The 26,294-nt window shown below is 56.6% G+C and carries 19 protein-coding genes; 13 read left to right on the top strand and 6 right to left on the bottom strand.

Annotated elements, in window-relative coordinates; translation table 11 throughout:
• The first annotated feature begins 41 nt into the window (after nucleotides 1-41).
• Together macA and macB are read left to right on the top strand one after the other, a co-directional pair.
• Nucleotides 42-1,157, top strand: coding sequence for a macrolide transporter subunit MacA (gene macA / locus ABR39_RS10770; protein ID WP_047347378.1), 1,116 nt, complete (start codon nucleotides 42-44; stop codon nucleotides 1,155-1,157).
• Nucleotides 1,154-3,094 (top strand): macrolide ABC transporter ATP-binding protein/permease MacB, encoded by a 1,941-nt coding sequence (gene macB / locus ABR39_RS10765; protein WP_047346929.1) that lies wholly within the window; start codon nucleotides 1,154-1,156, stop codon nucleotides 3,092-3,094. The genes macA and macB overlap by 4 nt, the downstream gene beginning before the upstream one ends.
• A 70-nt stretch (nucleotides 3,095-3,164) precedes the next feature.
• On the opposite strand, the gene cspD is transcribed toward macB, so the two are convergent.
• Nucleotides 3,165-3,386 (bottom strand): cold shock-like protein CspD, encoded by a 222-nt coding sequence (cspD, locus tag ABR39_RS10760; protein WP_006809408.1) that lies wholly within the window; start codon nucleotides 3,384-3,386, stop codon nucleotides 3,165-3,167.
• Between the two features lie 267 nt (nucleotides 3,387-3,653).
• Here cspD and clpS point away from each other — a divergent pair, with 267 nt between their 5' ends.
• Nucleotides 3,654-3,974 (top strand): ATP-dependent Clp protease adapter ClpS, encoded by a 321-nt coding sequence (gene clpS, locus ABR39_RS10755; RefSeq protein WP_047346928.1) that lies wholly within the window; start codon nucleotides 3,654-3,656, stop codon nucleotides 3,972-3,974.
• 27 nt (nucleotides 3,975-4,001) lie between these two features.
• Nucleotides 4,002-6,281 (top strand): ATP-dependent Clp protease ATP-binding subunit ClpA, encoded by a 2,280-nt coding sequence (gene clpA / locus ABR39_RS10750; protein WP_023335109.1) that lies wholly within the window; start codon nucleotides 4,002-4,004, stop codon nucleotides 6,279-6,281.
• 205 nt (nucleotides 6,282-6,486) lie between these two features.
• Here clpA and infA read toward each other — a convergent pair whose 3' ends face one another.
• The 5 genes from infA to trxB form a co-directional block, all read right to left on the bottom strand.
• The gene (gene infA / locus ABR39_RS10745; RefSeq protein ID WP_002211347.1) at nucleotides 6,487-6,705 is read right to left on the bottom strand and encodes a translation initiation factor IF-1; all 219 of its coding nucleotides are present in this window, start codon (nucleotides 6,703-6,705) and stop codon (nucleotides 6,487-6,489) included.
• A 284-nt stretch (nucleotides 6,706-6,989) separates the two neighbouring features.
• Nucleotides 6,990-7,694, bottom strand: a complete 705-nt coding sequence (gene aat / locus ABR39_RS10740) for a leucyl/phenylalanyl-tRNA--protein transferase (protein WP_047346927.1) — start codon at nucleotides 7,692-7,694, stop codon at nucleotides 6,990-6,992.
• Nucleotides 7,695-7,739: 45 nt separating this feature from the next.
• Nucleotides 7,740-9,461 (bottom strand): heme ABC transporter ATP-binding protein/permease CydC, encoded by a 1,722-nt coding sequence (gene cydC, locus ABR39_RS10735; RefSeq protein WP_047346926.1) that lies wholly within the window; start codon nucleotides 9,459-9,461, stop codon nucleotides 7,740-7,742.
• Nucleotides 9,461-11,227 (bottom strand): heme ABC transporter permease/ATP-binding protein CydD, encoded by a 1,767-nt coding sequence (gene cydD / locus ABR39_RS10730; RefSeq protein ID WP_047346925.1) that lies wholly within the window; start codon nucleotides 11,225-11,227, stop codon nucleotides 9,461-9,463. Before cydD ends, cydC begins: the two co-directional genes overlap by 1 nt.
• Nucleotides 11,228-11,341: 114 nt before the next feature.
• The gene (gene trxB / locus ABR39_RS10725; protein ID WP_047346924.1) at nucleotides 11,342-12,310 is read right to left on the bottom strand and encodes a thioredoxin-disulfide reductase; all 969 of its coding nucleotides are present in this window, start codon (nucleotides 12,308-12,310) and stop codon (nucleotides 11,342-11,344) included.
• 544 nt (nucleotides 12,311-12,854) lie between these two features.
• Between trxB and lrp the strand changes: the two genes are divergently transcribed.
• From lrp to ABR39_RS10680, 9 genes are all read left to right on the top strand, one after another.
• On the top strand, nucleotides 12,855-13,349 hold the full coding sequence (gene lrp, locus ABR39_RS10720; protein WP_000228469.1) for a leucine-responsive transcriptional regulator Lrp: 495 nt from the start codon (nucleotides 12,855-12,857) through the stop codon (nucleotides 13,347-13,349).
• Nucleotides 13,350-13,484: 135 nt separating this feature from the next.
• Nucleotides 13,485-17,180: a DNA translocase FtsK 4TM domain-containing protein gene (locus ABR39_RS10715; RefSeq protein ID WP_047346923.1), complete on the top strand. Its 3,696-nt coding sequence runs from the start codon at nucleotides 13,485-13,487 to the stop codon at nucleotides 17,178-17,180.
• A gap of 128 nt (nucleotides 17,181-17,308) precedes the next feature.
• A complete protein-coding gene (gene lolA / locus ABR39_RS10710) occupies nucleotides 17,309-17,920 on the top strand; it encodes an outer membrane lipoprotein chaperone LolA (protein ID WP_047346922.1) in 612 nt (203 codons plus the stop codon).
• A gap of 9 nt (nucleotides 17,921-17,929) precedes the next feature.
• Nucleotides 17,930-19,273: a replication-associated recombination protein RarA gene (rarA, locus tag ABR39_RS10705; protein ID WP_047346921.1), complete on the top strand. Its 1,344-nt coding sequence runs from the start codon at nucleotides 17,930-17,932 to the stop codon at nucleotides 19,271-19,273.
• A 99-nt stretch (nucleotides 19,274-19,372) separates the two neighbouring features.
• Nucleotides 19,373-20,665 carry a serine--tRNA ligase gene (gene serS / locus ABR39_RS10700; RefSeq protein WP_045261771.1) on the top strand — a complete coding sequence of 431 codons (1,293 nt, stop codon included), beginning with the start codon at nucleotides 19,373-19,375 and terminating at the stop codon, nucleotides 20,663-20,665.
• Between the two features lie 211 nt (nucleotides 20,666-20,876).
• The gene (gene dmsA, locus ABR39_RS10695) at nucleotides 20,877-23,321 is read left to right on the top strand and encodes a dimethylsulfoxide reductase subunit A (protein WP_047346920.1); all 2,445 of its coding nucleotides are present in this window, start codon (nucleotides 20,877-20,879) and stop codon (nucleotides 23,319-23,321) included.
• A gap of 10 nt (nucleotides 23,322-23,331) precedes the next feature.
• Entirely contained in the window at nucleotides 23,332-23,949 is a 618-nt protein-coding gene (locus ABR39_RS10690) for a DMSO/selenate family reductase complex B subunit (protein WP_023310987.1), read from the top strand.
• Between the two features lies 1 nt (nucleotide 23,950).
• Nucleotides 23,951-24,814, top strand: a complete 864-nt coding sequence (locus tag ABR39_RS10685; RefSeq protein WP_047346919.1) for a dimethyl sulfoxide reductase anchor subunit family protein — start codon at nucleotides 23,951-23,953, stop codon at nucleotides 24,812-24,814.
• A gap of 275 nt (nucleotides 24,815-25,089) precedes the next feature.
• On the top strand, nucleotides 25,090-26,238 hold the full coding sequence (locus ABR39_RS10680; RefSeq protein ID WP_047346918.1) for an MFS transporter: 1,149 nt from the start codon (nucleotides 25,090-25,092) through the stop codon (nucleotides 26,236-26,238).
• Nucleotides 26,239-26,294: the final 56 nt, after the last annotated feature.

Genomic DNA, 26,294 nt, shown 5'->3' with positions numbered 1-26,294 from the left:
AATCAACATTATCAATGCCAGAACATTTATTTGGAATATTTATGAACCTCAAGGGAAAACGCAGAACGCTGATTCTGCTGCTGGCGGTCGTGGTTTTAGCCGGTGGGTACTGGCTATGGCAAGTGCTTAATGCGCCTCTACCACAGTATCAGACATTAATTGTTCGCCCGGGCGAACTGCAGCAAAACGTGCTCGCGACGGGCAAGCTTGATGCCCTGCGCAAGGTTGACGTTGGCGCCCAGGTGAGCGGCCAGCTGAAAACGCTGTCGGTAGAGATTGGCGACAAAGTGAAAAAAGGCCAGCTGCTTGGGGTTATCGATCCTGAACAGGCTGAGAACCAGATTAGGGAAGTGGAAGCCACGTTGATGGAGCTGCGCGCGCAGCGTGCGCAGGCGCAGGCAGAGCGTAATCTTGCCCAGGTCACGCTGACCCGCCAGCAGGCGCTGGCTAAAACCCAGGCCATTTCGAAACAAGATTTGGATACGGCCACCACTGAGCTGGCGGTAAAACAGGCGCAGATTGGCACTATCGACGCGCAAATCAAACGCAATCAGGCCTCTCTGGATACGGCGAAAACCAACCTCGATTACACCAAAATCGTCGCGCCGATGGCTGGTGAAGTCACCCAGATCACCACGCTGCAGGGCCAGACGGTGATTGCCGCCCAGCAGGCACCGAACATCCTGACGCTGGCGGACATGAGCACCATGCTGGTCAAGGCCCAGGTATCAGAAGCGGACGTTATCCATCTGAAGCCGGGGCAAAATGCCTGGTTTACGGTGCTGGGCGACCCGCAGACGCGCTACGAAGGCGTGCTGAAAGACATCCTGCCCACGCCGGAAAAGGTTAACGACGCCATCTTCTACTATGCCCGTTTTGAAGTGCCGAACCCGCAGGGCGTGCTGCGTCTGGACATGACCGCCCAGGTGCATATCCAGCTGACCGGCGTGAAGAACGTGCTGACCATCCCGCTCTCTGCGCTCGGTGAATCCGCCGGGGAGAGCCGTTATAAAGTGAAAGTGCTGCGCAACGGGGAAACGCGCGAGCGTGAAGTGGTGATTGGCGCGCGGAACGACACCGATGTGGTGGTAGTGAAAGGGCTGGAAGAGGGTGAGGAGGTTGTCACCAGCGAAAGCCTGCCCGGAGCCGCTAAATGACGGCGCTGCTTGAGCTGAACGACATTCGTCGCAGCTATCCCTCCGGCGATGGTCCGGTGGAAGTGCTGAAAGGTATCTCCCTGCGCGTGGAAGCGGGCGAGATGGTGGCGATTGTCGGGGCGTCGGGTTCCGGTAAATCGACGCTGATGAACATTCTCGGGTGCCTGGATAAACCGACCCGCGGCACCTATCGCGTGGCCGGAACGGACGTCTCCACCCTGGACGGCGACGCGCTGGCAAAGCTGCGCCGCGAACACTTTGGCTTTATCTTCCAGCGTTACCATCTGCTCTCTCACCTCAATGCGGCGCAGAACGTTGAAGTGCCTGCGGTGTATGCGGGCGTCGAGCGGAAAAAAAGGCTTGAGCGCGCGCAGATGCTGCTGACGCGCCTGGGGCTGGCGGAGCGGGTGGAGTACCAGCCCTCGCAGCTTTCCGGCGGCCAGCAGCAGCGCGTGAGTATCGCGCGCGCACTGATGAACGGCGGGCAGGTGATCCTCGCGGATGAACCGACGGGCGCGCTCGATAGCCGCTCCGGTGAAGAGGTGATGGCGATCCTTCATCAGCTGCGCGATCAGGGGCACACGGTCATCATCGTTACCCACGACCCGCAGGTTGCGGCGCAGGCGGAACGCATTATTGAGATCCACGACGGCGAGCTGGTGAGCAACCCGCCGCCGCGCGAGTCCCGGGCGGCCGCACCGAAAGAAGCGCTACCGGCATCAACCGGCTGGGGGCAGTTCTCCAGCGGCTTTCGTGAAGCGCTGACCATGGCCTGGCTGGCAATGGCGGCCAACAAAATGCGTACCCTGCTGACGATGCTCGGCATCATTATCGGTATCGCCTCGGTGGTGTCGATCGTGGTGGTGGGCGACGCGGCCAAGCAGTTAGTGCTGGCAGATATCCGCGCCATCGGCACCAATACCATTGACGTCTATCCCGGCAAAGACTTTGGCGACGACGAACCGCAGTATCAGCAGGCGCTGAAATATGACGATCTGGCGGCGATTCAGAAGCAGCCGTGGGTGAACTCCGCTACGCCTGCTGTTTCGCAAAACCTGCGGCTGCGCGTGGGCAATGTTGACGTGGCCGCCAGCGCTAACGGCGTCAGCGGGGACTACTTCAAGGTCTACGGCATGACCTTCAGCGAAGGGGCGACCTTTAACGCCGAACAGCTGGCGGGCAGGGCGCAGGTGGTGGTGCTGGACGCGAACTCGCGCAGGCAGCTCTTCCCCAATAAAGCGAACGTGGTGGGGGAGGTGATCCTGGTCGGTAACATGCCTGCCACGGTCATTGGCGTGGCGGAAGAGAAGCAGTCGATGTTTGGCAGCAGCAAGATCCTGCGCGTCTGGCTGCCGTATACGACCATCTCCGGGCGGATTATGGGCCAGTCCTGGCTTAACTCCATCACCGTGCGCGTGAAGGAGGGCTACGACAGCGCGCTGGCCGAGCAGCAGCTTGAGCGCCTGTTAACCCTGCGCCACGGGAAGAAAGATTTCTTCACCTGGAATATGGACGGCCTCTTGAAAACGGCGGAAAAGACCACACGTACTCTTCAGCTGTTCCTCACGCTGGTGGCGGTCATTTCGCTGGTCGTTGGCGGCATCGGGGTGATGAATATCATGCTGGTGTCGGTGACCGAACGCACGCGGGAAATTGGCATTCGCATGGCGGTCGGGGCCAGAGCCAGCGATGTCCTGCAGCAGTTTTTGATTGAGGCGGTGCTGGTGTGTCTGGTGGGGGGCGCGATGGGAATTGCGCTCTCAATGATGATCGCGTTTGCGCTCCAGCTCTTTTTACCCGGCTGGGAGATCGGCTTCTCGCCGGTTGCCATTATTACCGCTTTTTTGTGTTCAACCTTTACCGGCATTTTGTTTGGCTGGTTGCCCGCCCGCAATGCGGCGCGGCTGGATCCGGTGGATGCGCTGGCTCGGGAATAACCTGAAAATAAAAATGCCAGCCGATCGGGCTGGCATTTTGACTGCGGGATGTACACAATAAAACAGAGAGCTATGCAACCGTCTCTGCTTCAACGGGTACGATTAGGCTGGCATGATTGCCTTTTGGTCCCTGATGTACATCGAACCGGACGGACTGCCCGGCTTTGAGCGTTCTGTAACCATCCATCTGAATGGTGGAATAGTGAGCGAAGATATCCTCGCCGCCGCCTTCGGGGCAGATGAAGCCAAACCCTTTGGCGTTGTTGAACCACTTAACAGTACCCATTTCCATGCTTCGACATCCTTCGTAAATCTTATAAGTTAAGATGGAATGAACCGGTGGTGGAGTGGGGGCTGTTCAAAACCTCGCCATCTCACGCTTGTACAATTTAGAGAAACGAAAGAAGTCGTCAAGCGTTTGGCGCTGGAGATGGGACAATAATCAACCAAAGTTTGAAGCAGTTAACGCTATTGCAACAGTTTGTGACAGACATCGCGGATGACAGTAATAGATGATTGTTATCTAACATCTGAGGTAGATTCAAAGTGGTTATGCAAAATGGGTAAGACCAACGACTGGCTGGATTTTGACCAGCTGGCGGAAGAGAAAGTGCGTGACGCGCTAAAACCGCCATCTATGTATAAAGTTATGTTAATGAACGATGATTACACGCCGATGGAATTTGTTATTGACGTGCTACAAAAGTTCTTTTCTTATGATGTAGAACGTGCAACGCAACTGATGCTTACCGTTCATTATCGTGGCAAAGCTATCTGCGGCATCTTTACAGCCGAAGTGGCGGAAACCAAAGTGGCGATGGTGAACGACTATGCGAGGGAGAACGAGCATCCGTTGCTGTGTACGCTGGAAAAGGCCTGATAAGGCATAAAATTGGGGGAGGTGCCTATGCTCAATCAAGAACTGGAACTCAGTTTAAACATGGCTTTCGCCAGAGCGCGTGAGCACCGACATGAGTTTATGACCGTCGAGCACCTGCTGCTCGCACTGCTTAGCAACCCATCTGCCCGCGAAGCGCTGGAAGCCTGCTCCGTGGATCTGGTGGCGCTACGTCAGGAACTCGAAGCCTTCATCGAACAAACCACACCGGTGCTGCCAGCCAGTGAAGAGGAGCGCGACACACAGCCAACGCTCAGCTTCCAGCGCGTGCTGCAGCGCGCGGTTTTCCACGTCCAGTCTTCCGGACGTAGCGAAGTGACTGGCGCAAACGTCTTAGTCGCCATCTTCAGCGAGCAGGAGTCACAGGCGGCCTACCTGCTGCGCAAACACGAAGTCAGCCGGCTCGACGTGGTTAACTTTATTTCTCACGGAACGCGTAAAGACGAGCCTAACCAGGCATCGGATTCCAGCAATCAGGTCAATAACAATGAAGAGCAAGCAGGCGGGGAGGATCGTATGGAAAACTTCACCACCAACCTTAACCAGCTTGCTCGCGTTGGCGGTATCGACCCGCTGATTGGTCGCGATAAAGAGCTGGAGCGCGCGATCCAGGTGCTGTGCCGTCGCCGCAAGAACAACCCGCTGCTGGTGGGGGAATCTGGCGTGGGTAAAACCGCGATTGCCGAAGGGCTTGCCTGGCGCATTGTGCAGGGTGACGTGCCGGAAGTGATTGCCGACTGCACCATCTACTCGCTGGACATCGGCTCGCTGCTGGCGGGCACCAAATACCGCGGTGATTTTGAAAAACGCTTCAAGGCGCTGTTAAAGCAGCTGGAGCAGGACACCAACAGCATCCTGTTTATCGATGAGATCCACACCATCATCGGCGCAGGTGCGGCCTCCGGTGGCCAGGTGGATGCCGCGAACCTGATCAAACCGCTGCTCTCCAGCGGCAAGATCCGCGTGATTGGCTCCACGACCTACCAGGAGTTCAGCAACATCTTTGAGAAAGACCGCGCGCTGGCGCGCCGCTTCCAGAAAATCGACGTGACCGAACCGTCCGTCGAGGAAACGGTGCAGATCATCAACGGTCTGAAGCCGAAGTACGAAGCGCACCACGACGTGCGTTATACCGCGAAAGCGGTGCGTGCGGCGGTGGAGCTGGCGGTGAAATACATCAACGACCGTCATCTGCCGGATAAGGCGATTGACGTGATTGATGAGGCCGGGGCGCGTGCTCGCCTGATGCCGGCGAGCAAGCGTAAGAAAACCGTTAACGTGGCGGATATTGAGTCCGTGGTGGCCCGCATCGCGCGTATCCCTGAGAAGAGCGTTTCTCAGAGCGACCGCGATACGCTGCGCACTCTGGGCAACCGCCTGAAAATGCTGGTCTTTGGTCAGGATAAAGCCATTGAGGCCTTAACCGAAGCGATCAAGATGGCTCGTGCCGGACTGGGGCATGACCACAAGCCTGTCGGTTCCTTCCTGTTCGCCGGCCCGACCGGCGTGGGGAAAACCGAGGTGACGGTTCAGCTCTCTAAAGCGCTGGGCATTGAGCTGCTGCGCTTTGATATGTCCGAGTATATGGAGCGTCACACCGTCAGCCGTTTGATTGGTGCGCCTCCGGGATACGTGGGCTTTGACCAGGGCGGCCTGCTCACCGACGCGGTGATCAAGCATCCGCACGCGGTACTGCTGCTTGATGAAATCGAGAAAGCGCACCCGGACGTGTTCAACATCCTGCTGCAGGTGATGGACAACGGGACGCTGACCGACAACAACGGGCGCAAGGCGGACTTCCGCAACGTGGTGCTGGTGATGACTACCAACGCCGGGGTGCGTGAAACCGAGCGTAAATCCATCGGCCTGATCCACCAGGATAACAGCACCGATGCGATGGAAGAGATCAAGAAGATCTTCACGCCGGAGTTCCGTAACCGTCTGGACAACATTATCTGGTTCGATCACCTGTCTACCGACGTGATCCACCAGGTAGTGGACAAGTTCATCGTCGAGCTGCAGGTTCAGCTGGATCAGAAAGGCGTGTCGCTGGAAGTGAGCCAGGAAGCCCGCAACTGGCTGGCTGAGAAAGGCTACGACCGTGCGATGGGTGCCCGTCCGATGGCGCGCGTAATTCAGGACAACCTGAAGAAACCGCTGGCGAACGAGCTGCTGTTTGGCTCGCTGGTGGACGGCGGCCAGGTGACTGTGGCGCTGGATCAGGCGAAGAACGAGCTGACGTACGATTTCCAGAGTGCGGCTAAGCACAAGCCGGAAGCGGCTCACTAACGTAACTTAAATAAAAAGCCGGGTTTTTTAACCCGGCTTTTTTGTGCCTGTTTTTCTCCCTCTCCCTGTGGGAGAGGGTCAGGATGAGGGCATCATGCCGCACTGAAATACATCTTCCCACGCGGCTACATTAATGCCACAAATAAAAAAGGCCGGGATAATCCCGACCTTTTAAATATTCATCTGCCATTACAGGCGAAAAAAATTAGCGACTACGGAAGACAATGCGGCCTTTGCTCAGGTCGTACGGGGTCAGTTCAACAGTCACTTTGTCGCCCGTTAAAATGCGGATGTAGTTTTTGCGCATTTTACCGGAGATGTGCGCAGTTACCACGTGACCGTTTTCCAGCTCTACGCGAAACATGGTATTAGGCAACGTATCAAGTACGGTACCCTGCATTTCAATATTGTCTTCTTTGGCCATCTAATCCTCTGGGGTATCACTACCAAGTTTTGAACCGGCAAGATAATGCCGAAATTCATCAATTAAGTAAAGAATTGCGCGATTAAAACGCTGCAAAACAGTTTCGGCGCATTGCCCAAGCGTCACGGTACAACCGAACAGGAAGCGCATTCGTAAAGGGGAGACAACAGGATAAACGTCAGGACGTTATCTGAAGCGAGGGTCCCAAACGGCGGCGGGGCAACAGGCAGAAGCTACTCTGCGGCATAATTATAACATCCTCAAAAAAAATATGCGGAAAACATTTAGGCATTGGGCATAAAGAGCGTTCTCGGTATCCAGAAGTCACGCGGGAGCTTCTCCTGACGGCTGGCATCCAGATGCTCGATGTACTGACGACGCGGGATTTCAACAGCCCCCAGGGAGGCTGTGTGCTCGTTGAGCACCTGGCAATCGATCAGGCGTCCGCCGCGTTGGGCAAACGCCTGGCAGAAGACCAGCAGCGCGCTTTTCGATGCGTTAACCGCGCGCGAGAACATCGACTCGCCACAAAACAGCGTTCCTTGCGCCACGCCGTACATGCCGCCGACGAGTACGCCACCTTCCCATACTTCGATGGAGTGGGCGTAGCCAAGCTCATGGAGCTGATGGTAAGCGGTAATGATATCGCGGGTGATCCATGTCCCTTCATAGCGGTCTTCGGCACAGCCTTCAATGACCTGCCCAAAGGCGTGGTTGAGGGTGACGCGGTACGGTGATTTCGCATGGAAACGCTTCATGCTGCGGCTCAGATGAAACTGCTCTGGCCACAGCACGGCACGCGGGTCGGGAGACCACCATAAAATCGGGTCGCCGGGGGAAAACCAGGGAAAGATACCGCGCTGGTAAGCCATCAATAGCCGCGCAGGACTGAGGTCACCGCCAAGTGCCAGCAGCCCATTGGGCTCACGTAGCGCCCCCTCCGGAGAAGGGAACGCGATGTTATGACGAGAAAGCTGGACCAGGCGCATGACAGCAGAACTCCAGTACGCGAGTGAGGACGCTACAAATATAGTCTACAGACGCTGTTTAAACTGGTAGTAGCGACCCTGTTTCGCCAACAGTTCTGTGTGACTACCTTGCTCAATAATGTGTCCGTTGTCCATCACAATTATCCGATCAAAACTCGCCAGACCGCGCAGGCGGTGCGTGACCATCAGCACGGTTTTTCCGCTCATCACATTCGCCAGCAAATCAAGGATTTGGCTCTCCGTGGTGGCGTCCAGTCCTTCAGTAGGTTCGTCGAGCAGCATCAGCGGGGCATCATGCAGCAGCGCGCGCGCAATCGCCAAACGACGCAGTTCACCACCGGAGAGCTGACGGCCTCCTTCGCCCAGCCAGCTGTTTAACCCTTCGTCCTCCAGCAGCTTATGCAGGCCGACCTGTTCCAGCATGGCGCGAAGCACATCATCAGAGGCGTCCGGCGCCGCCAGCCGCAGATTATCGCGCAGGGTAGCGCTAAACAGATGCACGCGCTGGGGAACGACGCTGACGGTCTTGCGCAGGGCCTGCTCGCTGAAATCTGTTAGCAACGTATTATTAAAACGAATCTGGCCGCGCTGCGGATCCCAGGCGCGCGTCAGCAGCTGTAGCAGAGTCGATTTACCGCAGCCGGTACGCCCGAGGATCGCAATCCGCTCTCCTGCGCTTACGGAGAGAGTAATGCCGTCCAGCGCATTCTGAGCCTGCCTGTCGTAGGCAAAGGTGACATCATCAAGCGCGAGTGCAACCTGCTCTGGCACCTCAGTCTGACTGGCGCTGAACGTGACTTCAGGTTCCTGCTCGGCAATCTGTGTGATGCGCAGGGCAGAGGCGATCACTTGCCCCAGATGCTGGAAGGCGCCCGTCACCGGTGCCAACGCTTCAAACGCGGCGAGTGCACAAAAAACGAAGAGAGCAATCAGGGGGCCAGGCTGAGTATTACCCCCGACATTGCCGGAAGCCAGCCACAGCATGGCAATGACGGCCACGCCGCCGATGAGCATCATCAGCGCCTGGGAAAAGGCCGTCAGCTCCGACTGACGGCGCTGGGCCTCATGCCAGTTCAGCTCGGTACTTTCCATGCGCGCGCGGTAGCGCTTGCTGGCACCAAAAATGGTCAGCTCGGCCTGACCCTGAAGCCAGGAGGTCAGCTGCTGGCGATAGTCTCCGCGCAGGCGCGTCAGGTTTTCGCCGGTGGATTTGCCGGCGCGGTAGAACAGCGGCGGAAGAATGATGAGCGTCAACAGCATGATCCCGCCCAGCGTGAGCGCAACGGAAACGTCCAGCACGGACAGCCCCAGCGTGACCACCACAATCACCACAAACGCGCCCACTATCGGGGAGATCACGCGCAGGTAAAGGTGGTCCAGCGTGTCGACATCTGCAACGACGCGGTTAAGTAACTCACCCTGACGAAAACGCGCCAGCCCGGCAGGGGAGAGGGGCAGCAGTTTGCTGAAGGTGTAGATGCGCAGGTGCTGTAGCACGCGGAAAGTGGCGTCGTGGCTGACTAGCCGCTCGAAATAACGTCCGGCTGTACGGGTGATGGCGGTACCGCGAACACCCGCAGCCGGGAGCATGTAGTTAAAGCTGTACAACCCCGCAACGCCTGCGACGGCCGAGGCCGACAAGAACCAGCCGGAAAGCGTGAGCAGACCAATGCTGGCGAGCAGGGTCACAATCGCCAGCACAATTCCCAGCGTTAGCATCCACTTGTGGCGTTTATAGAGCGCAAGATAGGGCAGCAGAGCGCGCATCAGATGTCCTCCTGACGGTTCGCCAGCAGGGTGGCAAACGGCCCCTGCGCGGCAACAAGAGAGGCGTAATCGCCTTGCTCAACGATACGGCCATTTTCCATGACCCAGATCTGGTCCCAGTCGGCAATGCCTTCAAGCTGGTGGGTGACCATCAGGGTCGTTTGCTGCAGAGAGGCGGCGTTCAGGGCCTCCATTACGCGCTTCTCGCTGTGTGCATCCAGGCTGGCAGCGGGCTCATCCAGCAGCATTAGCTGGCATGGGTTCAGCAGCGCGCGGGCAACGGCCACACGCTGCGCCTGTCCAACCGAAAGCCCGGCGGACTGGTCGCCGACAACGGTATCCACCCCATGCGGGAGCAGCGGCAGAAACTCGCTGACCCAGGCGCGGTCGAGAACCGATTGCAGTTCATCTTCACGCGCATCCGGGCGCGCCAGAAGCACGTTCTCGCGCAGCGTAGAAGCCGGAAGCTGCGGGTTTTGTCCTACCCAGCTGAGCTGTTTACGCCAGGCGTCAGGATCGAGGTTGCGCAGTTCGGTTTTGTTTATCCGCAGTGAACCGGTGTAGGCCATAAAACCGGACAGTGCATTTAGCAGCGAGCTTTTCCCTGAACCGCTGATGCCGACAAGCACCACGCGCTTTCCGGCTGGCAGGGTAAAGTTCAGCGGGCCTGCCAGCACCTTACCTTCAGGCGAGAGGATGCAAAAATCATTCGCCTCAAGAGTCACGGGCTCTTTAGCATTCAGCGTCACGTCGCCCCGCTCAGGGTGCGCCAGCGGCGTTTCCAGGAAGGTTTTCAGACTGTCGGCCGCGCCCACCGCCTGCGCTTTGGCGTGATAGAAGGTCCCCAAATCGCGAAGCGGCTGGAAAAACTCGGGGGCCAGAATCAGCGCCAGGAAACCGGCGGAAAGGGTTACCGCGGTGCCGTAATGGCCGAAATCGAGCGCGCCGAGGTAGGAGAAGCCGAAGTAGACCGCCACAAGGGCAATCGACAGCGAGGTAAAGAATTCCAGTACGCCTGAGGACAAGAAGGCGAGGCGTAACACTTCCATGGTGCGCTGGCGGAAGTTCTGCGATGCCTGGCGAATGTTTTCGGTTTCCGCTTCACCGCGGCCAAAAATGCGTAACGTCTCCATGCCGCGCAGACGGTCAAGGAAATGGCCGCTTAAGCGACCTAGTGCCAGGAAGTTACGACGGTTAGCATCCGCTGCGCCCATTCCGACCAGCGCCATAAACAGCGGGATCAGTGGGGCGGTGCCCATCAGAATCAGCGCAGCCATCCAGTTCACAGGGAAGATGGCAATCACAATCAGCAGTGGAACGAAGACGGCAAGGGCCATTTGCGGCAGATAGCGCGCGTAGTAGTCGTGCATATCGTCAATCTGCTCAAGGATCAGCGTCGCCCAGCTTCCGGCCGGTTTTCCCTGGATCCACGCGGGCCCGGCTTCCTGAAGCCTGTCGAGCACCTGACGGCGGATCTCGTAGCGGATATGCTGTCCGGCGTGAAAACCGACGCGCTCACGCAGCCACACCACCCAGGCGCGCAGGACAAAAATCAGGATCAGGACAATAAAGGGAAGCAGGAGCGCTTCGCGCGGGATGTTCTCCATGATCATGTGATTAAGAATGCGGGCCAGCAGCCATGCCTGGGCAACAATCAACAGACCGCTAACGAATCCCAGGAGACGGGAAATCGTAAGCCAGCGGCGGGAAATAACGCTTTGCTGTTTCAGCCAGCGTGTTAACTCTTGTTGACGGGTTTTTTCCATTGCGTACTTTGCAGGTGACGTTATTAGAAGTTGGGCAGCGCAATGTTACAACGGGGAGACAATAAAGGCGACTTATCGCCGCCTTTATTTACGTTTGTTACTGACTTGTAAAGATTATTTACCTTGTTCAGCCAGTCCGTCGAGGTAGCGTTCGGCGTCCAGCGCGGCCATACAGCCGGTGCCCGCAGAGGTAATCGCCTGACGGTAAATGTGGTCCATCACGTCGCCGGCCGCGAACACGCCAGGGATGCTGGTCTGGGTCGCGTTACCGTGAATGCCGGACTGCACTTTGATGTAGCCGTTTTCCAGCTCCAGCTGACCGTCGAAGATGGCGGTGTTCGGGCTGTGGCCGATAGCGACAAACAGGCCCGCCACTTCCAGCGTTTCGACGTTATCAGTGTTCTGGGTATCACGGATACGCAGACCGGCAACGCCCATCTGGTCGCCCGTGACTTCTTCGAGGGTACGGTTGGTGTGCAGCACGATGTTGCCGCTTGCCACTTTATCCATCAGGCGTTTGATCAGGATCTTCTCCGCGCGGAAGGTATCACGACGGTGGATCAGGTGCACTTCTGAGGCAATGTTCGCCAGGTACAGCGCTTCTTCCACTGCAGTGTTGCCGCCGCCGATGACCGCGACCTTCTGATTGCGGTAGAAGAAACCGTCACAGGTTGCGCAGGCAGAGACGCCGCGGCCTTTGAACGCTTCTTCGGATGGCAGACCGAGGTAACGGGCAGAGGCACCGGTTGCGACGATCAGCGCGTCACAGGTGTATTCGCCGCTGTCACCCGTCAGGCGGAACGGACGGTTCTGCAGATCGACCTTGTTAATGTGGTCGAACAGAATTTCGGTTTCGAATTTGGCGGCATGCTCGTGCATACGTTCCATCAGCAGCGGCCCGGTCAGGTCGTTCGGGTCGCCTGGCCAGTTTTCCACTTCGGTGGTGGTGGTCAGCTGACCGCCTTTTTCCATGCCGGTGATTAATACCGGTTGCAGGTTAGCGCGTGCAGCATAGACCGCTGCGGTATATCCCGCAGGTCCAGAACCAAGGATTAGCAGCTTACTGTGTTTGGCCGTGCCCATGAGATCCCCATTGTTGTTGGCAGACATTTGGCTGGATTGTAGGGAATTTGTTGTCGTAAAAAAAGAGCGCAGCAATTTTGTTATCAATCCATGTAATAGCTACGGACGATGAATGACGCGCGATAACATCAGGCTTTCGCCTGAAAATCGGTCGTTTGTAAGGCAATAAAATGAGGATTAATACCCTGCCGTAATGAATATCCGGCATGTTGTACTAAAAAACGATGTTTTGCTTTGACAATCCCCTGCGCTTTTGCGAAAACATTCAAGGAAGAAAAAAAACCGCGTTAACCGTATGCCGCATAGGCATGCACGTAAATGCCATTTTTACCGGGTCAGTGAAATCTACGCATGGCGTGGACAGACGCCATACGTGATGTCGGTGACTGCCTTCGGGCAACGGTCTTCTTACCAACAGAACCCGAATCCGCATCGCGTCTAATACAAAACCAGGCGATGTGATGACTAACGGGTACAGGCTCTGAACAGTGATGTGCACAGGGTCCAGGCAGGAGTAGGGAAGGAATACAGAGAGACAATAATAATGGTAGATAGCAAGAAGCGCCCTGGCAAAGATCTCGACCGTATCGATCGTAACATTCTTAATGAATTGCAAAAGGATGGGCGTATTTCCAACGTCGAGCTTTCAAAACGTGTGGGACTTTCCCCGACGCCGTGCCTTGAGCGTGTGCGCCGACTGGAAAGACAGGGTTTTATTCAGGGCTATACGGCTCTGCTGAACCCGCATTATCTGGATGCCTCACTTCTGGTATTTGTTGAGATTACTCTGAATCGTGGTGCGCCGGATGTGTTTGAGCAATTTAACGCCGCTGTACAAAAACTTGAAGAAATTCAAGAGTGTCACCTGGTTTCCGGTGATTTCGACTACCTGTTGAAAACCCGTGTGCCTGATATGTCCGCCTACCGTAAGCTGCTGGGGGAAACCCTGCTGCGTCTGCCAGGCGTGAACGACACCCGTACGTATGTGGTGATGGAAGAGGTCAAACAGAGCAATCGTCTGGTTATTAAGACGCGCTAACACGGAACAGGTGCAAAATCAGCGTAGTTTGATTACACTCCTGTTAATCCATACAGCAACAGTGCCGGGGAGTCCCGGCGCTGTTGTCCGTTTTAGCAAACAGGCAGGATATGCCTGATACCTGGAGAGCCTTTCTTGAGCCAGGAATACACTGAAGACAAAGAAGTCACACTATCGAAGCTAAGCAGCGGACGTCGTCTCCTCGAGGCTTTGCTGATTGTTATTGCCCTTTTTGCCGTCTGGCTGATGGCAGCCTTACTCAGTTTCAACCCCTCAGATCCCAGCTGGTCACAAACTGCATGGCATGAGCCTATCCATAATTTAGGCGGCGTACCCGGTGCCTGGCTTGCGGACACGCTATTTTTCATTTTCGGTGTGATGGCCTACACCCTTCCGGTCATTATCATTGGCGGATGCTGGTTTGCGTGGCGTCATCGTCAGAACGATGATTACATCGACTATTTCGCCGTGTCGCTGCGCCTGATTGGCGCGCTGGCGCTGATCCTCACCTCATGTGGTCTGGCGGCGATTAATGCGGATGATATCTGGTACTTCGCCTCGGGCGGGGTGATTGGCAGCCTGTTGAGTTCTGCGCTGCAGCCAATGCTGCACAGCAGCGGCGGCACGCTGGCGCTGCTGTGCATCTGGGCGGCGGGGCTGACGTTATTCACCGGCTGGTCCTGGGTAAGCATTGCCGAGAAAATTGGCAGTTTTATCCTCACTATTCTGACCTTCGCCAGCAACCGTACTCGTCGTGATGATACGTGGGTTGATGAAGATGAATACGAAGATGAAGAGGAAGACGATGCGCCTGTGCAGCGTCGCGAATCTCGTCGTGCTCGAATTCTGCGTGGCGCGCTGGCGCGTCGTCAGCGTGTTGCTGAGAAATTTGCTAACCCGCTAGGCCGTAAAACCGATGCGGCGCTCTTCTCTGGTAAACGCATGGATGAAGACGAGCAGGTGGCGTACCGCGCTGCGGGCGCTGCCGTCGATCCTGACGATGTGCTCTTCTCCGGCAATCGTGCCACGCCTGGTGACTTTGACGAATACGATCCGCTGTTAAACGGCCACTCGGTCACCGAGCCGGTTGCCGCAGCCGCAGCCGCGACGACCGCTGCTCAGGCCTATGCCGCGCCAGTTGAAGCCGTGATGCCGTCTGCGCCGGTTTCACCGCCGGAATCCGTTATTCAGCAGCCGCAGATTGACTGGCAGACTGCCCCGGGTGTTCACAGCCCGGAACCGGTCATTGCGCCTGAACCAGAAAGCTATATTCCCGTGCAGCAGGAGCAGTGGCAGCAGCCATATCAGCCGCAGCAGCCTGCGTATGAACCGCAAGATTACCCGCACTATGAACAGCCTGTGGCTCAACCCTATCAGGAGTATGTACCTGAACCGGTTGAACCTGTGCAGCCTTATGTCGCACCGCAGCCTGAACCTGAGCCCGAAATTGTGGAAGAGGTGAAGCCCGCGCGCCCACCGCTGTACTATTTCGAAGAAGTCGAAGAGCGACGTGCGCGTGAACGCGAGCAGCTGGCGGCCTGGTACCAGCCGGTGCCTGAACCGGTGCAGGAACCCGTTTCGAAAGCGCCTTCTGTTTCTGTTCCGCCGATCGACCCGACGCCTGTTGTTGCACCCGTAGCGGAAAGCGTTAAGCAGGCTACCGCGGCGGCGGCCGTGGCTGCACCTGTCTTTAGTCTGGCAACCGGTGGGGCGCCACGTCCTCAGGTGAAAGAGGGGATTGGTCCGCAACTGCCTCGTCCTAATCGCGTTCGCGTTCCGACCCGTCGTGAGCTTGCCTCTTATGGGATCAAGCTGCCTTCCCAGCGCATGGCCGAAGAAAAAGCGCGCGAGCCTGAGTACGAAGATGACGTCGATGAAATGCAGCAGGACGAGCTGGCTCGCCAGTTTGCTGCGCAGCAGAATCAACGCTACGGTGAGGAATATCAGCACGATGAGCCTGTGCTGGAAGACGAAGATGACGCGGCAGAAGCCGAATTAGCGCGCCAGTTTGCCGCTACCCAGCAGCAGCGCTATTCCGGTGAACAACCTGCGGGCGCAAATCCGTTCTCGCTGTCGGATTTTGAATTCTCGCCGATGAAAGATCTGGTGGATGATGGCCCGAGCGAGCCGTTATTTACCCCGAGCGTGATGCCGGAAGTTGAACCTGTGCGCCAGCAACCCGCTCCTGCACAGCCGTCCTATGCCCCGCAGCCTCAGCAGCCGGCTCCGCAGGCTTACGCGCAGCCGCAGCAACCGCCGCAGTACCAACAGCCTGCTCCGCAGCCGCAGGAAAGTCTTATTCACCCGCTGCTGATGCGTAACGGTGACAGCCGTCCGCTGCAGCGTCCAAGCACGCCGTTGCCGTCTCTGGATCTGTTAACACCGCCGCCGTCAGAGGTTGAACCGGTCGACACATTCGCGCTGGAGCAGATGGCGCGCCTGGTGGAAGCCCGTCTGGCTGACTTCCGTATCAAGGCGGATGTGGTGAACTATTCACCGGGTCCTGTCATTACCCGTTTCGAACTGAACCTGGCGCCTGGCGTAAAAGCCGCGCGTATTTCTAACCTGTCCCGTGACCTGGCGCGCTCCCTGTCGACCGTTGCGGTGCGCGTGGTGGAAGTTATACCGGGTAAGCCCTATGTTGGTCTTGAGCTGCCGAACAAGAAACGTCAGACCGTTTACCTGCGTGAAGTGCTGGATAACTCCAAGTTCCGCGATAACCCCTCTCCACTGACCGTGGTGCTGGGGAAAGATATTGCCGGCGATCCTGTCGTGGCAGATCTCGCGAAAATGCCTCACCTGCTGGTGGCCGGTACGACCGGTTCCGGTAAGTCCGTCGGTGTGAACGCCATGATCCTCAGCATGCTCTATAAAGCGCAGCCGGAAGATGTGCGTTTCATCATGATCGACCCGAAAATGCTCGAACTGTCGGTCTACGAAGGTATCCCGCACCTGCTGACTGAAGTCGTCACCGACATGAAAGACGCCGCCAACGCCCTGCGCTGGAGCGTGAATGAGATGGAGCGCCGATACAAGCTGATGTCTGCGTTGGGCGTGCGTAACCTGGCCGGTTATAACGAGAAAATCGCCCAGGCGGTGCGCATGGGGCGTCCGATTCCGGATCCTTACTGGAAGCCGGGTGATAGCATGGATGCCCAGCATCCGGTGCTGGAAAAACTGCCTTACATCGTCGTGCTGGTCGATGAGTTCGCCGACCTGATGATGACCGTCGGTAAGAAAGTGGAAGAGTTGATTGCCCGTCTGGCGCAGAAAGCGCGTGCGGCCGGCATTCACCTTGTGCTGGCGACCCAGCGTCCTTCCGTGGACGTTATCACTGGTCTTATTAAAGCGAATATTCCAACGCGTATCGCCTTTACCGTATCAAGTAAAATTGACTCGCGTACCATCCTCGATCAGGGCGGCGCAGAGTCGCTGCTGGGGATGGGTGACATGCTCTATTCTGGCCCGAACTCCACCTCTCCGGTGCGTGTTCACGGTGCGTTCGTCCGCGATGAGGAAGTTCACGCCGTCGTGCAGGACTGGAAAGCGCGCGGTCGCCCGCAATACGTTGACGGTATTACCAGCGATACGGAAAGCGAAGGCGGCGGCGGTGGCTTCGACGGCGGCGAAGAGCTGGATCCGTTATTCGACCAGGCGGTTAACTTCGTTACCGAAAAACGCAAAGCGTCCATTTCTGGCGTGCAGCGCCAGTTCCGCATTGGCTATAACCGCGCGGCGCGTATCATCGAACAGATGGAAGCGCAGGGCATTGTGAGCGAGCAGGGGCATAACGGTAACCGTGAGGTGCTGGCTCCGCCGCCGTTTGATTAACCCTCTGCGATTGCAAAGAAGGGTAAATCAGCCAAAATTAAGCATTTTCTTCTGTCGCCTGCCTTCGGGCAGGTCCAGAATAGAAGACGGAAACCCCATTTCGGGAAGACGTATTTTAAGGAATAACAATGAAAAAAATCGCCATCGCCTGTGCATTACTCACCAGTTTTGTCGCCAGCAGCGTCTGGGCTGATGCAGCCAGCGACCTTAAAAGCCGACTGGATAAAGTAAGCAGCTTCCACGCCAGCTTCACGCAAAAAGTGACTGACGGCAGCGGCAATGCGGTGCAGGAAGGTCAGGGAGATTTGTGGGTGAAACGCCCAAATCTGTTTAACTGGCACATGACCCAGCCGGATGAAAGCATCCTGGTGTCTGACGGTAAAACGCTGTGGTTCTTCAACCCGTTCGTTGAGCAGGCAACCGCGACCTGGCTAAAAGATGCCACCAGCAATACGCCGTTTATGCTGATTGCCCGCAACCAGTCCAGCGACTGGCAGCAGTACAATATTAAACAGACCGGTGATGAGTTCGTTCTGACGCCAAAAGGCAGCAACGGCAACCTGAAACAGTTCACCATTAACGTAAGCACCAACGGTACCATTAATCAGTTTGGCGCGGTTGAGCAGGACGATCAGCGCAGCAGCTACCAGCTCAAATCTCAACAGAACGGCGCCGTTGATGCATCGAAATTCACCTTTACCCCGCCGCAGGGCGTAACGGTGGACGACCAACGTAAGTAAGAGGCGTGAGTGAGCAATCTGTCGCTCGATTTTTCAGATAACGCGTTTCAACCTCTGGCCGCTCGTATGCGGCCAGAAAATTTAGCGCAGTACATCGGCCAGCAACACCTGCTGGCTGCCGGTAAGCCATTGCCGCGCGCCATTGAGGCCGGGCATCTTCACTCGATGATCCTCTGGGGCCCACCGGGCACTGGCAAAACCACGCTCGCCGAAGTGATCGCCCGCTATGCTAACGCGGACGTTGAACGCATCTCGGCAGTTACGTCCGGTGTGAAAGAGATCCGCGAAGCGATCGAACGTGCGCGGCAAAACCGCAATGCCGGACGTCGGACTATCCTCTTCGTGGACGAAGTCCACCGCTTCAATAAAAGCCAGCAGGACGCCTTCCTGCCACACATTGAAGATGGCACGATCTTCTTCATCGGTGCGACCACCGAAAACCCGTCATTTGAGCTGAACTCGGCGCTGCTTTCCCGTGCGCGCGTTTATCTGCTCAAATCGCTGACTACAGAGGACATCGAAAAAGTTCTCACCCAGGCGATGGATGACAAAGCGCGCGGCTACGGTGGGCAGGACATTGTTCTGCCTGAAGACACGCGGCGTGCGATTGCAGAGCTGGTCAACGGTGATGCGCGTCGGGCGCTGAACACGCTGGAGATGATGGCCGATATGGCCGAAGTCGACGATGCCGGCAAGCGGGTACTGAAGCAGGAACTGCTCACCGAAATTGCCGGGGAGCGCAGCGCGCGCTTCGATAATAAAGGCGACCGTTTTTACGACCTGATCTCGGCGCTGCACAAGTCCGTGCGCGGCAGCGCCCCGGATGCGGCCCTGTACTGGTACGCCCGGATTATAACTGCCGGTGGCGACCCGCTGTATGTTGCACGCCGCTGTCTGGCAATTGCCTCTGAAGATGTCGGCAATGCCGATCCTCGCGCCATGCAGGTCGCGCTGTCGGCCTGGGACTGTTTCACCCGCGTAGGCCCGGCGGAAGGCGAACGCGCGATAGCGCAGGCGATTGTTTATCTGGCCTGTGCGCCGAAAAGCAACGCCGTCTATACCGCGTTTAAAGCGGCGATGTCTGACGCGCGTGAACGTCCGGACTACGATGTGCCGGTTCACCTGCGTAACGCGCCGACCAAATTGATGAAAGAGATGGGTTATGGGCAGGAGTACCGTTACGCTCATGATGAACCCAATGCCTATGCTGCCGGTGAGGAGTATTTCCCACAGGAAATGGCACAAACGCGCTATTATCACCCCACAAACAGAGGTCTTGAAGGCAAGATTGGTGAAAAGCTCACCTGGCTTGCCGGACAGGATCAAAATAGCCCTATAAAACGCTACCGTTAGCTCAGTCGTTGCGGTAATGTTGGCAATGTATACCCGTTATATTGTGGCCGCAGGCTGTGGTCACATTTTCCTATTTAATTCGATAAGCACAGGATAAGCATGCTCGATCCCAATCTGCTGCGTAATGAGCCAGACGCAGTCGCTGAAAAACTGGCACGCCGGGGCTTTAAGCTGGATGTAGATAAGCTGCGCGCTCTTGAAGAGCGTCGTAAAGTTCTGCAGGTACAAACTGAAAATCTGCAGGCAGAGCGTAATTCTCGATCGAAATCCATCGGCCAGGCGAAAGCGCGCGGGGAAGATATTGAGCCATTACGCCTGGAAGTGAACAAACTGGGTGAAGAACTGGATCAGGCGAAAGCTGAACTGGATGTTCTTCAGGCCGAAATTCGTGATATTGCCCTGGCTATCCCGAATATTCCTGACGACAGCGTCCCTGTCGGTAAAGATGAAAACGACAACGTTGAAGTGAAACGCTGGGGTACACCTCGTGAGTTTGACTTTGAAGTGCGCGATCACGTGACGCTGGGCGAAATGCACGCGGGCCTGGACTTTGCGGCTGCGGTTAAGCTGACCGGTTCCCGCTTCGTGGTGATGAAAGGCCAGATTGCCCATCTGCACCGCGCACTGGCGCAGTTCATGCTGGATCTGCACACCGAACAGCACGGCTACAGCGAAACCTATGTTCCGTATCTGGTCAACCACGATACGCTGTACGGTACGGGTCAACTGCCGAAATTTGCCGGCGATCTGTTCCACACCCGTCCGCTGGACGAGGAAGCAGACAGCAGCAACTACGCGCTGATCCCAACGGCGGAAGTGCCGCTGACTAACCTCGTGCGTGATGAGATCATCGACGAAGACGACCTGCCAATTAAGCTGACGGCGCATTCACCGTGCTTCCGTTCTGAAGCAGGTTCTTACGGTCGCGACACGCGCGGTCTGATCCGTATGCACCAGTTCGATAAGGTTGAGATGGTGCAGATCGTCCGTCCTGAAGAATCTATGGACGCACTGGAAGAGATGACCGGCCACGCTGAAAAAGTGCTGGAGCTGCTGGGTCTGCCGTACCGTCGTATGGCTCTGTGCTCGGGTGATATGGGCTTTGGCGCCTGCAAAACCTTCGACCTGGAAGTGTGGGTACCTGCGCAGAACACCTACCGTGAAATCTCCTCCTGCTCTAACGTCTGGGATTTCCAGGCGCGTCGTATGCAGGCACGCTGCCGCAGCAAATCTGACAAGAAAACCCGTCTGGTGCATACCCTGAACGGGTCTGGTCTGGCTGTTGGCCGTACGCTGGTTGCCGTGCTGGAAAACTACCAGCAGGCAGATGGCCGCATTGAGATCCCTGAAGTGCTGCGTCCATACATGAAAGGCCAGCAGTACATCGGCTAATTATTTGCCTCAAAACAAAAAAGCGCCTGTGGGCGCTTTTTTTATGCCTCTGAATTGATACGACGCAATACCCCCTCCCACTAAAGTAGTAATACTGCTGCGAATGAAAGTCAGCATAAAAAGCTGATAACCAAGAAATTCGATATATATAAAACTTTATAGCGGTTTGCACCGCCTCTCTTTTCTTTGTGAGCAACCAAAGTGAGTCTCTATGAAAATCAACGCGCCTGAAGCATTAATGGCTGCCGAGGTCACTCGCCGTGGGTTGATGAAAACCACGGCAATTGGCGGCCTGGCCGTAGCCAGCAGCGCCTTCACGCTTCCCTTCACCCGACTGGCGTCGGCGGCAGATGCACTGTCTTCGGCTACTTCGCCGGAAAAAGTGGTGTGGAGTGCCTGTACCGTAAACTGCGGTAGCCGTTGTCCGCTGCGTATGCATGTGGTGGATGGCGAAATCAAATATGTCGAAACCGATAATACCGGTGACGATAACTACGAAGGGTTACATCAGGTTCGTGCTTGTCTGCGCGGACGCTCCATGCGTCGTCGCGTATATAACCCTGACCGCCTGAAATACCCGATGAAGCGCGTTGGCAAGCGTGGGGAAGGGAAGTTCGAGCGCATTAGCTGGGACGAAGCCTACGATATTATCGCCACCAACATGCAGCGTCTGATCAAGGAGTATGGCAACGAGTCCATCTACCTGAACTATGGCACCGGGACGCTCGGCGGCACGATGACGCGCTCCTGGCCGCCGGGTAAAACGCTGGTGGCGCGCCTGATGAACTGCTGCGGCGGTTATCTCAACCACTACGGTGACTATTCTTCCGCACAGATTGCCGAAGGTCTGAACTACACCTACGGTGGCTGGGCAGACGGCAACAGCCCGTCCGATATAGAAAACAGTAAGCTTGTCGTCCTGTTCGGTAATAACCCGGATGAAACGCGTATGAGCGGCGGCGGGGTGACTTACTACCTGGAACAGGCCCGCGCTAAATCTAATGCCCGGATGATCATCATCGATCCCCGCTATACCGATACCGGTGCAGGGCGTGAAGATGAGTGGATCCCTATTCGTCCAGGTACCGATGCGGCACTGGTCTCAGCGCTGGCGTGGGTGATGATCACCGAAAATCTTGTCGATCAGCCTTTCCTGGATAAATACTGCGTCGGTTATGACGAGAAAACCCTGCCAGCCAGCGCGCCGGCAAATGGGCATTATAAAGCGTATATTCTCGGTCTGGGCAGCGACGGCGTGGCGAAAACGCCGGAGTGGGCATCCACCATCACCGGTATTCCGGTCGAGCGCATTGTTCAGCTTGCGCGTGAAATAGGTGCTGCCAAACCGGCCTATATCAGCCAGGGCTGGGGGCCGCAGCGCCATGCAAACGGTGAAATCGCGACCCGCGCCATCTCCATGCTCTCCATTCTGACCGGCAACGTCGGTGTTCACGGCGGTAATACCGGCGCGCGTGAAGGCTCGTATTCGCTGCCGTTTGAACGCATGCCGACCCTTGAAAATCCGGTGCAGACCAGTATCTCCATGTTCATGTGGACCGATGCGATTGAACGTGGCCCGGAAATGACGGAGCTGCGCGACGGCGTGCGCGGCAAGGACAAGCTGGACGTGCCGATCAAGATGATCTGGAATTACGCCGGTAACTGCCTTATCAATCAGCACTCCGAAATCAACCGTACCCATGAAATCCTGCAGGACGACAAGAAGTGCGAGATGATTGTGGTGATCGACTGCCACATGACCTCCTCGGCAAAATATGCCGACATTCTGCTGCCGGATTGCACCGCCTCTGAGCAGATGGATTTTGCGCTGGATGCCTCCTGCGGCAATATGTCCTACGTGATATTCACCGATAGGGCCATCAAGCCACGCTTCGAGTGCAAAACCATCTATGAGATGACCTCCGAACTGGCAAAGCGCCTTGGCGTTGAGCAGCAGTTTACCGAGGGGCGCACTCAGGAAGGGTGGATGCGTCATCTTCATGAGCTCTCCCGTAAAGCGATCCCCGATCTGCCGGACTTCGATACCTTCCGCCAGCAGGGAATGTACAAACAGCGTGACCCGGAAGGGCACCACGTGGCGTACAAAGCCTTCCGCGAAGACCCACAGGCGAATCCGCTGACCACGCCGTCGGGCAAAATCGAAATCTACTCTGAAGAGCTGGCTAAAATCGCCGCCACCTGGGAGCTGCCGGAAGGGGACGTTATCGATCCGCTGCCGATCTACACGCCGGGTTTTGAAAACTACAACGATCCGCTGACGGCGAAATTCCCGCTGCAGCTGACCGGTTTCCACTACAAAGCGCGCGTTCACTCCACCTACGGTAATGTCGACGTACTGAAAGCCGCCTGCCGACAGGAGATGTGGATCAACCCGATGGATGCCAAAGCGCGCGGTATCAGCAATGGCGACCGCGTGCGCATCTTTAACGACCGCGGCGAGGTCCACATTGAAGCCAAAGTGACACCGCGCATGATGCCCGGTGTTGTAGCGCTAGGGGAAGGCGCCTGGTACAGCCCGGATGCCAACCGCATCGATCAGGCAGGCAGTATTAACGTACTGACCACGCAGCGTCCGTCGCCGCTGGCGAAAGGCAACCCATCCCACACCAACCTTGTCCAGGTTGAAAAGGTTTAAGGAGTAACCGATGACAACCCAGTATGGATTTTTTATTGATTCCAGCCGTTGCACCGGGTGCAAAACCTGCGAGCTGGCCTGCAAAGATTACAAAGACCTGACCCCGGACGTGAGCTTCCGCCGCATCTACGAATACGCCGGTGGTGACTGGCAGGAAGATAACGGCGTCTGGCATCAGAACGTCTTTGCCTACTACCTGTCAATTGCGTGCAACCACTGCGAAGATCCGGCTTGTACCAAAGTCTGTCCGAGCGGTGCGATGCACAAGCGTGAAGACGGCTTTGTGGTGGTGGACGAAGATGTCTGCATCGGCTGCCGCTATTGCCACATGGCCTGTCCGTACGGCGCGCCGCAGTACAACGCCGCTAAGGGTCATATGACCAAATGCGACGGCTGCCACACCCGCGTAGCGGATGGCAAAAAGCCGATTTGCGTTGAGTCCTGTCCGCTGCGCGCGCTGGACTTTGGCCCTGTTGAAGAGCTGCGTCAAAAACACGGTCAGCTTGCCGCAGTGGCACCGCTGCCGTCTGCACACTTCACGAAGCCGAGTATTGTCATTAAACCTAACGCCAACAGCCGTCCTACAGGTGATACCACCGGCTACCTGGCAAATCCGAAGGAGGTGTGAGATGGGAAGTGGATGGCATGAATGGCCGCTGATGATCTTCACGGTCTTTGGTCAGTGCGTGGCAGGTGGCTTCATTGTGCTCGCGCTGGCATTGTTGAAAGGCAATCTGAATGCCGAACAGCAGCAGCGTTTAGTGATGAGCATGTTTGGCCTGTGGATTCTCATGGGGATTGGCTTTATCGCGTCTACGCTGCACCTGGGTTCACCGATGCGCGCGTTTAACTCCCTGAACCGCGTAGGCGCCTCGTCTCTCAGTAATGAGATTGCCAGCGGGGCAATTTTCTTTGCTGTCGGTGGGCTCGGCTGGCTGCTGGCCGCGCTGAAGAAATTGCCTGCGGGTCTGCGCAGCCTGTGGCTGATCGTGACCATGGTGCTGGGCGTGGTGTTCGTGTGGATGATGGTGCGAGTCTATAACACCATTGATACTGTCCCAACCTGGTACAGCGTCTGGACGCCAATGAGCTTCTTCCTGACGATGTTTATCGGCGGGCCGCTGCTGGGCTACCTGCTGCTGCGCGTAGCGGGTGTCGACGGGTGGGCAATGCGTTTGCTGCCCGCCGTTTCGCTGCTGGCGCTGGTGGTGAGCGCAGTCGTTGCCCTGATGCAGGGGGCCGAACTGGCAACCATTCACAGCTCGATTCAGCAGGCATCTGCCCTGGTACCGGATTACGGTTCTCTGATGGCCTGGCGTATCGTTCTGCTGGTTGCGGCGTTGGTATTCTGGATTGCCCCTCAGCTTAAAGGTTATCAGCCTGCGCTGCCTCTGCTGTCGCTGGCCTTTGTGCTGGTGCTGGCGGGTGAACTGATTGGCCGCGGCGTGTTTTATGGCCTGCATATGACTGTGGGAATGGCTATCGCCAGTTAACGTTGTATTTGAGTATAAAAAGCCGGGCCTCAGCGCCCGGCTTTTTCTTTTTTCGATCATGAAATTTTTCGACTGTCGTTTTGTTTTAATTTTGGTCATTAATAAACAAAAACAGATACATAATTAATATCTATAGCAGGCGTGGCATTAGCAGGATAAGTTTTTTAAATCGACAGGGAACATATTGTGCGAGGCCGCTAAATCAGTGGATTGACTTTGTTTTTGCCAGTGGCATGATGCGCACGAAATCTGAACTTCCTCACGGTTTTTAATCCATGACCACCTATACCCGGCCAGTGCTTCTGTTGCTCTGTGGCCTGCTTCTGTTGACCCTGGCGATCGCAGTGTTAAATACGCTCGTCCCGCTGTGGCTTGCCCATGAAAACTTACCGACCTGGCAGGTGGGTATGGTCAGCTCGTCCTTCTTTACCGGGAACCTGCTGGGCACATTATTAACCGGTAGCCTGATCAAGCGCTTTGGCTTTAACCGCAGTTATTATCTGGCCTCGCTGATTTTCGCCGCTGGCTGTGCAGGGCTGGGCCTGATGGTCGGCTTCTGGAGCTGGATGGCATGGCGCTTTATCGCTGGCGTAGGCTGCGCGATGATTTGGGTGGTCGTTGAAAGTGCGCTGATGTGTAGCGGCACCTCGCGTAACCGCGGGCGTCTGCTGGCAGCCTATATGATGGTTTACTATGTGGGCACCGTGCTGGGGCAACTGATGGTTAGCAAGCTGCCAACCGACCTGATGAGCGTTCTGCCGTGGGTGACGGGCATGGTGCTGGCCGCAATCCTGCCGCTGCTCTTCACGCGCATTGTGAACCAGAACAGCGAGCATCAGGAAGCGACCCACGTCTGGCCGATGCTGAGGCTCCGTCAGGCTCGCCTGGGTGTTAACGGCTGTATTATCTCGGGGATTGTTCTGGGCTCGCTCTATGGCCTGATGCCGCTCTATCTGAATCATCAGGGCGTCAGCGATTCCGGAATTGGCTTCTGGATGGCGGTCATGGTGAGTGCGGGGATCGTCGGGCAGTGGCCGATTGGCCGCCTGGCGGACCGCTTCGGTCGCCTGCTGGTGCTGCGCGTTCAGGTCTTCGTGGTGATCATGGGCTGCCTTGCTATGCTCAGCAACGCCGCAATGGCGCCTGCGCTGTTTATTCTTGGGGCTGCCGGTTTTACGCTCTATCCGGTCGCGATGGCCTGGGCCTGTGAGAAAGTTGAACATCACCAGCTGGTGGCGATGAACCAGGCGCTGCTACTGAGCTATACCATCGGCAGTTTATTAGGGCCGACGTTTACCGCGATGCTGATGCAGAATTATTCCGACAATTTGCTGTTTATTATGATCGCCAGCGTGTCCTTTATTTATCTCCTGATGCTGCTGCGCAAAGTGGGCGAACACCCAACGCCTGTGGCACATGCCTGATTAACTAAAAGCCAGTCATCGACTGGCTTTTTTGTCCCTATTGCATATAAGAGTTT

It is taken from the genome of Enterobacter genomosp. O, from assembly GCF_001022965.1.
GTDB lineage: Bacteria > Pseudomonadota > Gammaproteobacteria > Enterobacterales > Enterobacteriaceae > Enterobacter > Enterobacter cloacae_L.
The sequence above is the reverse complement of the archived record's forward strand: the minus strand, read 5'-3'. Positions and strand labels throughout refer to the sequence as shown.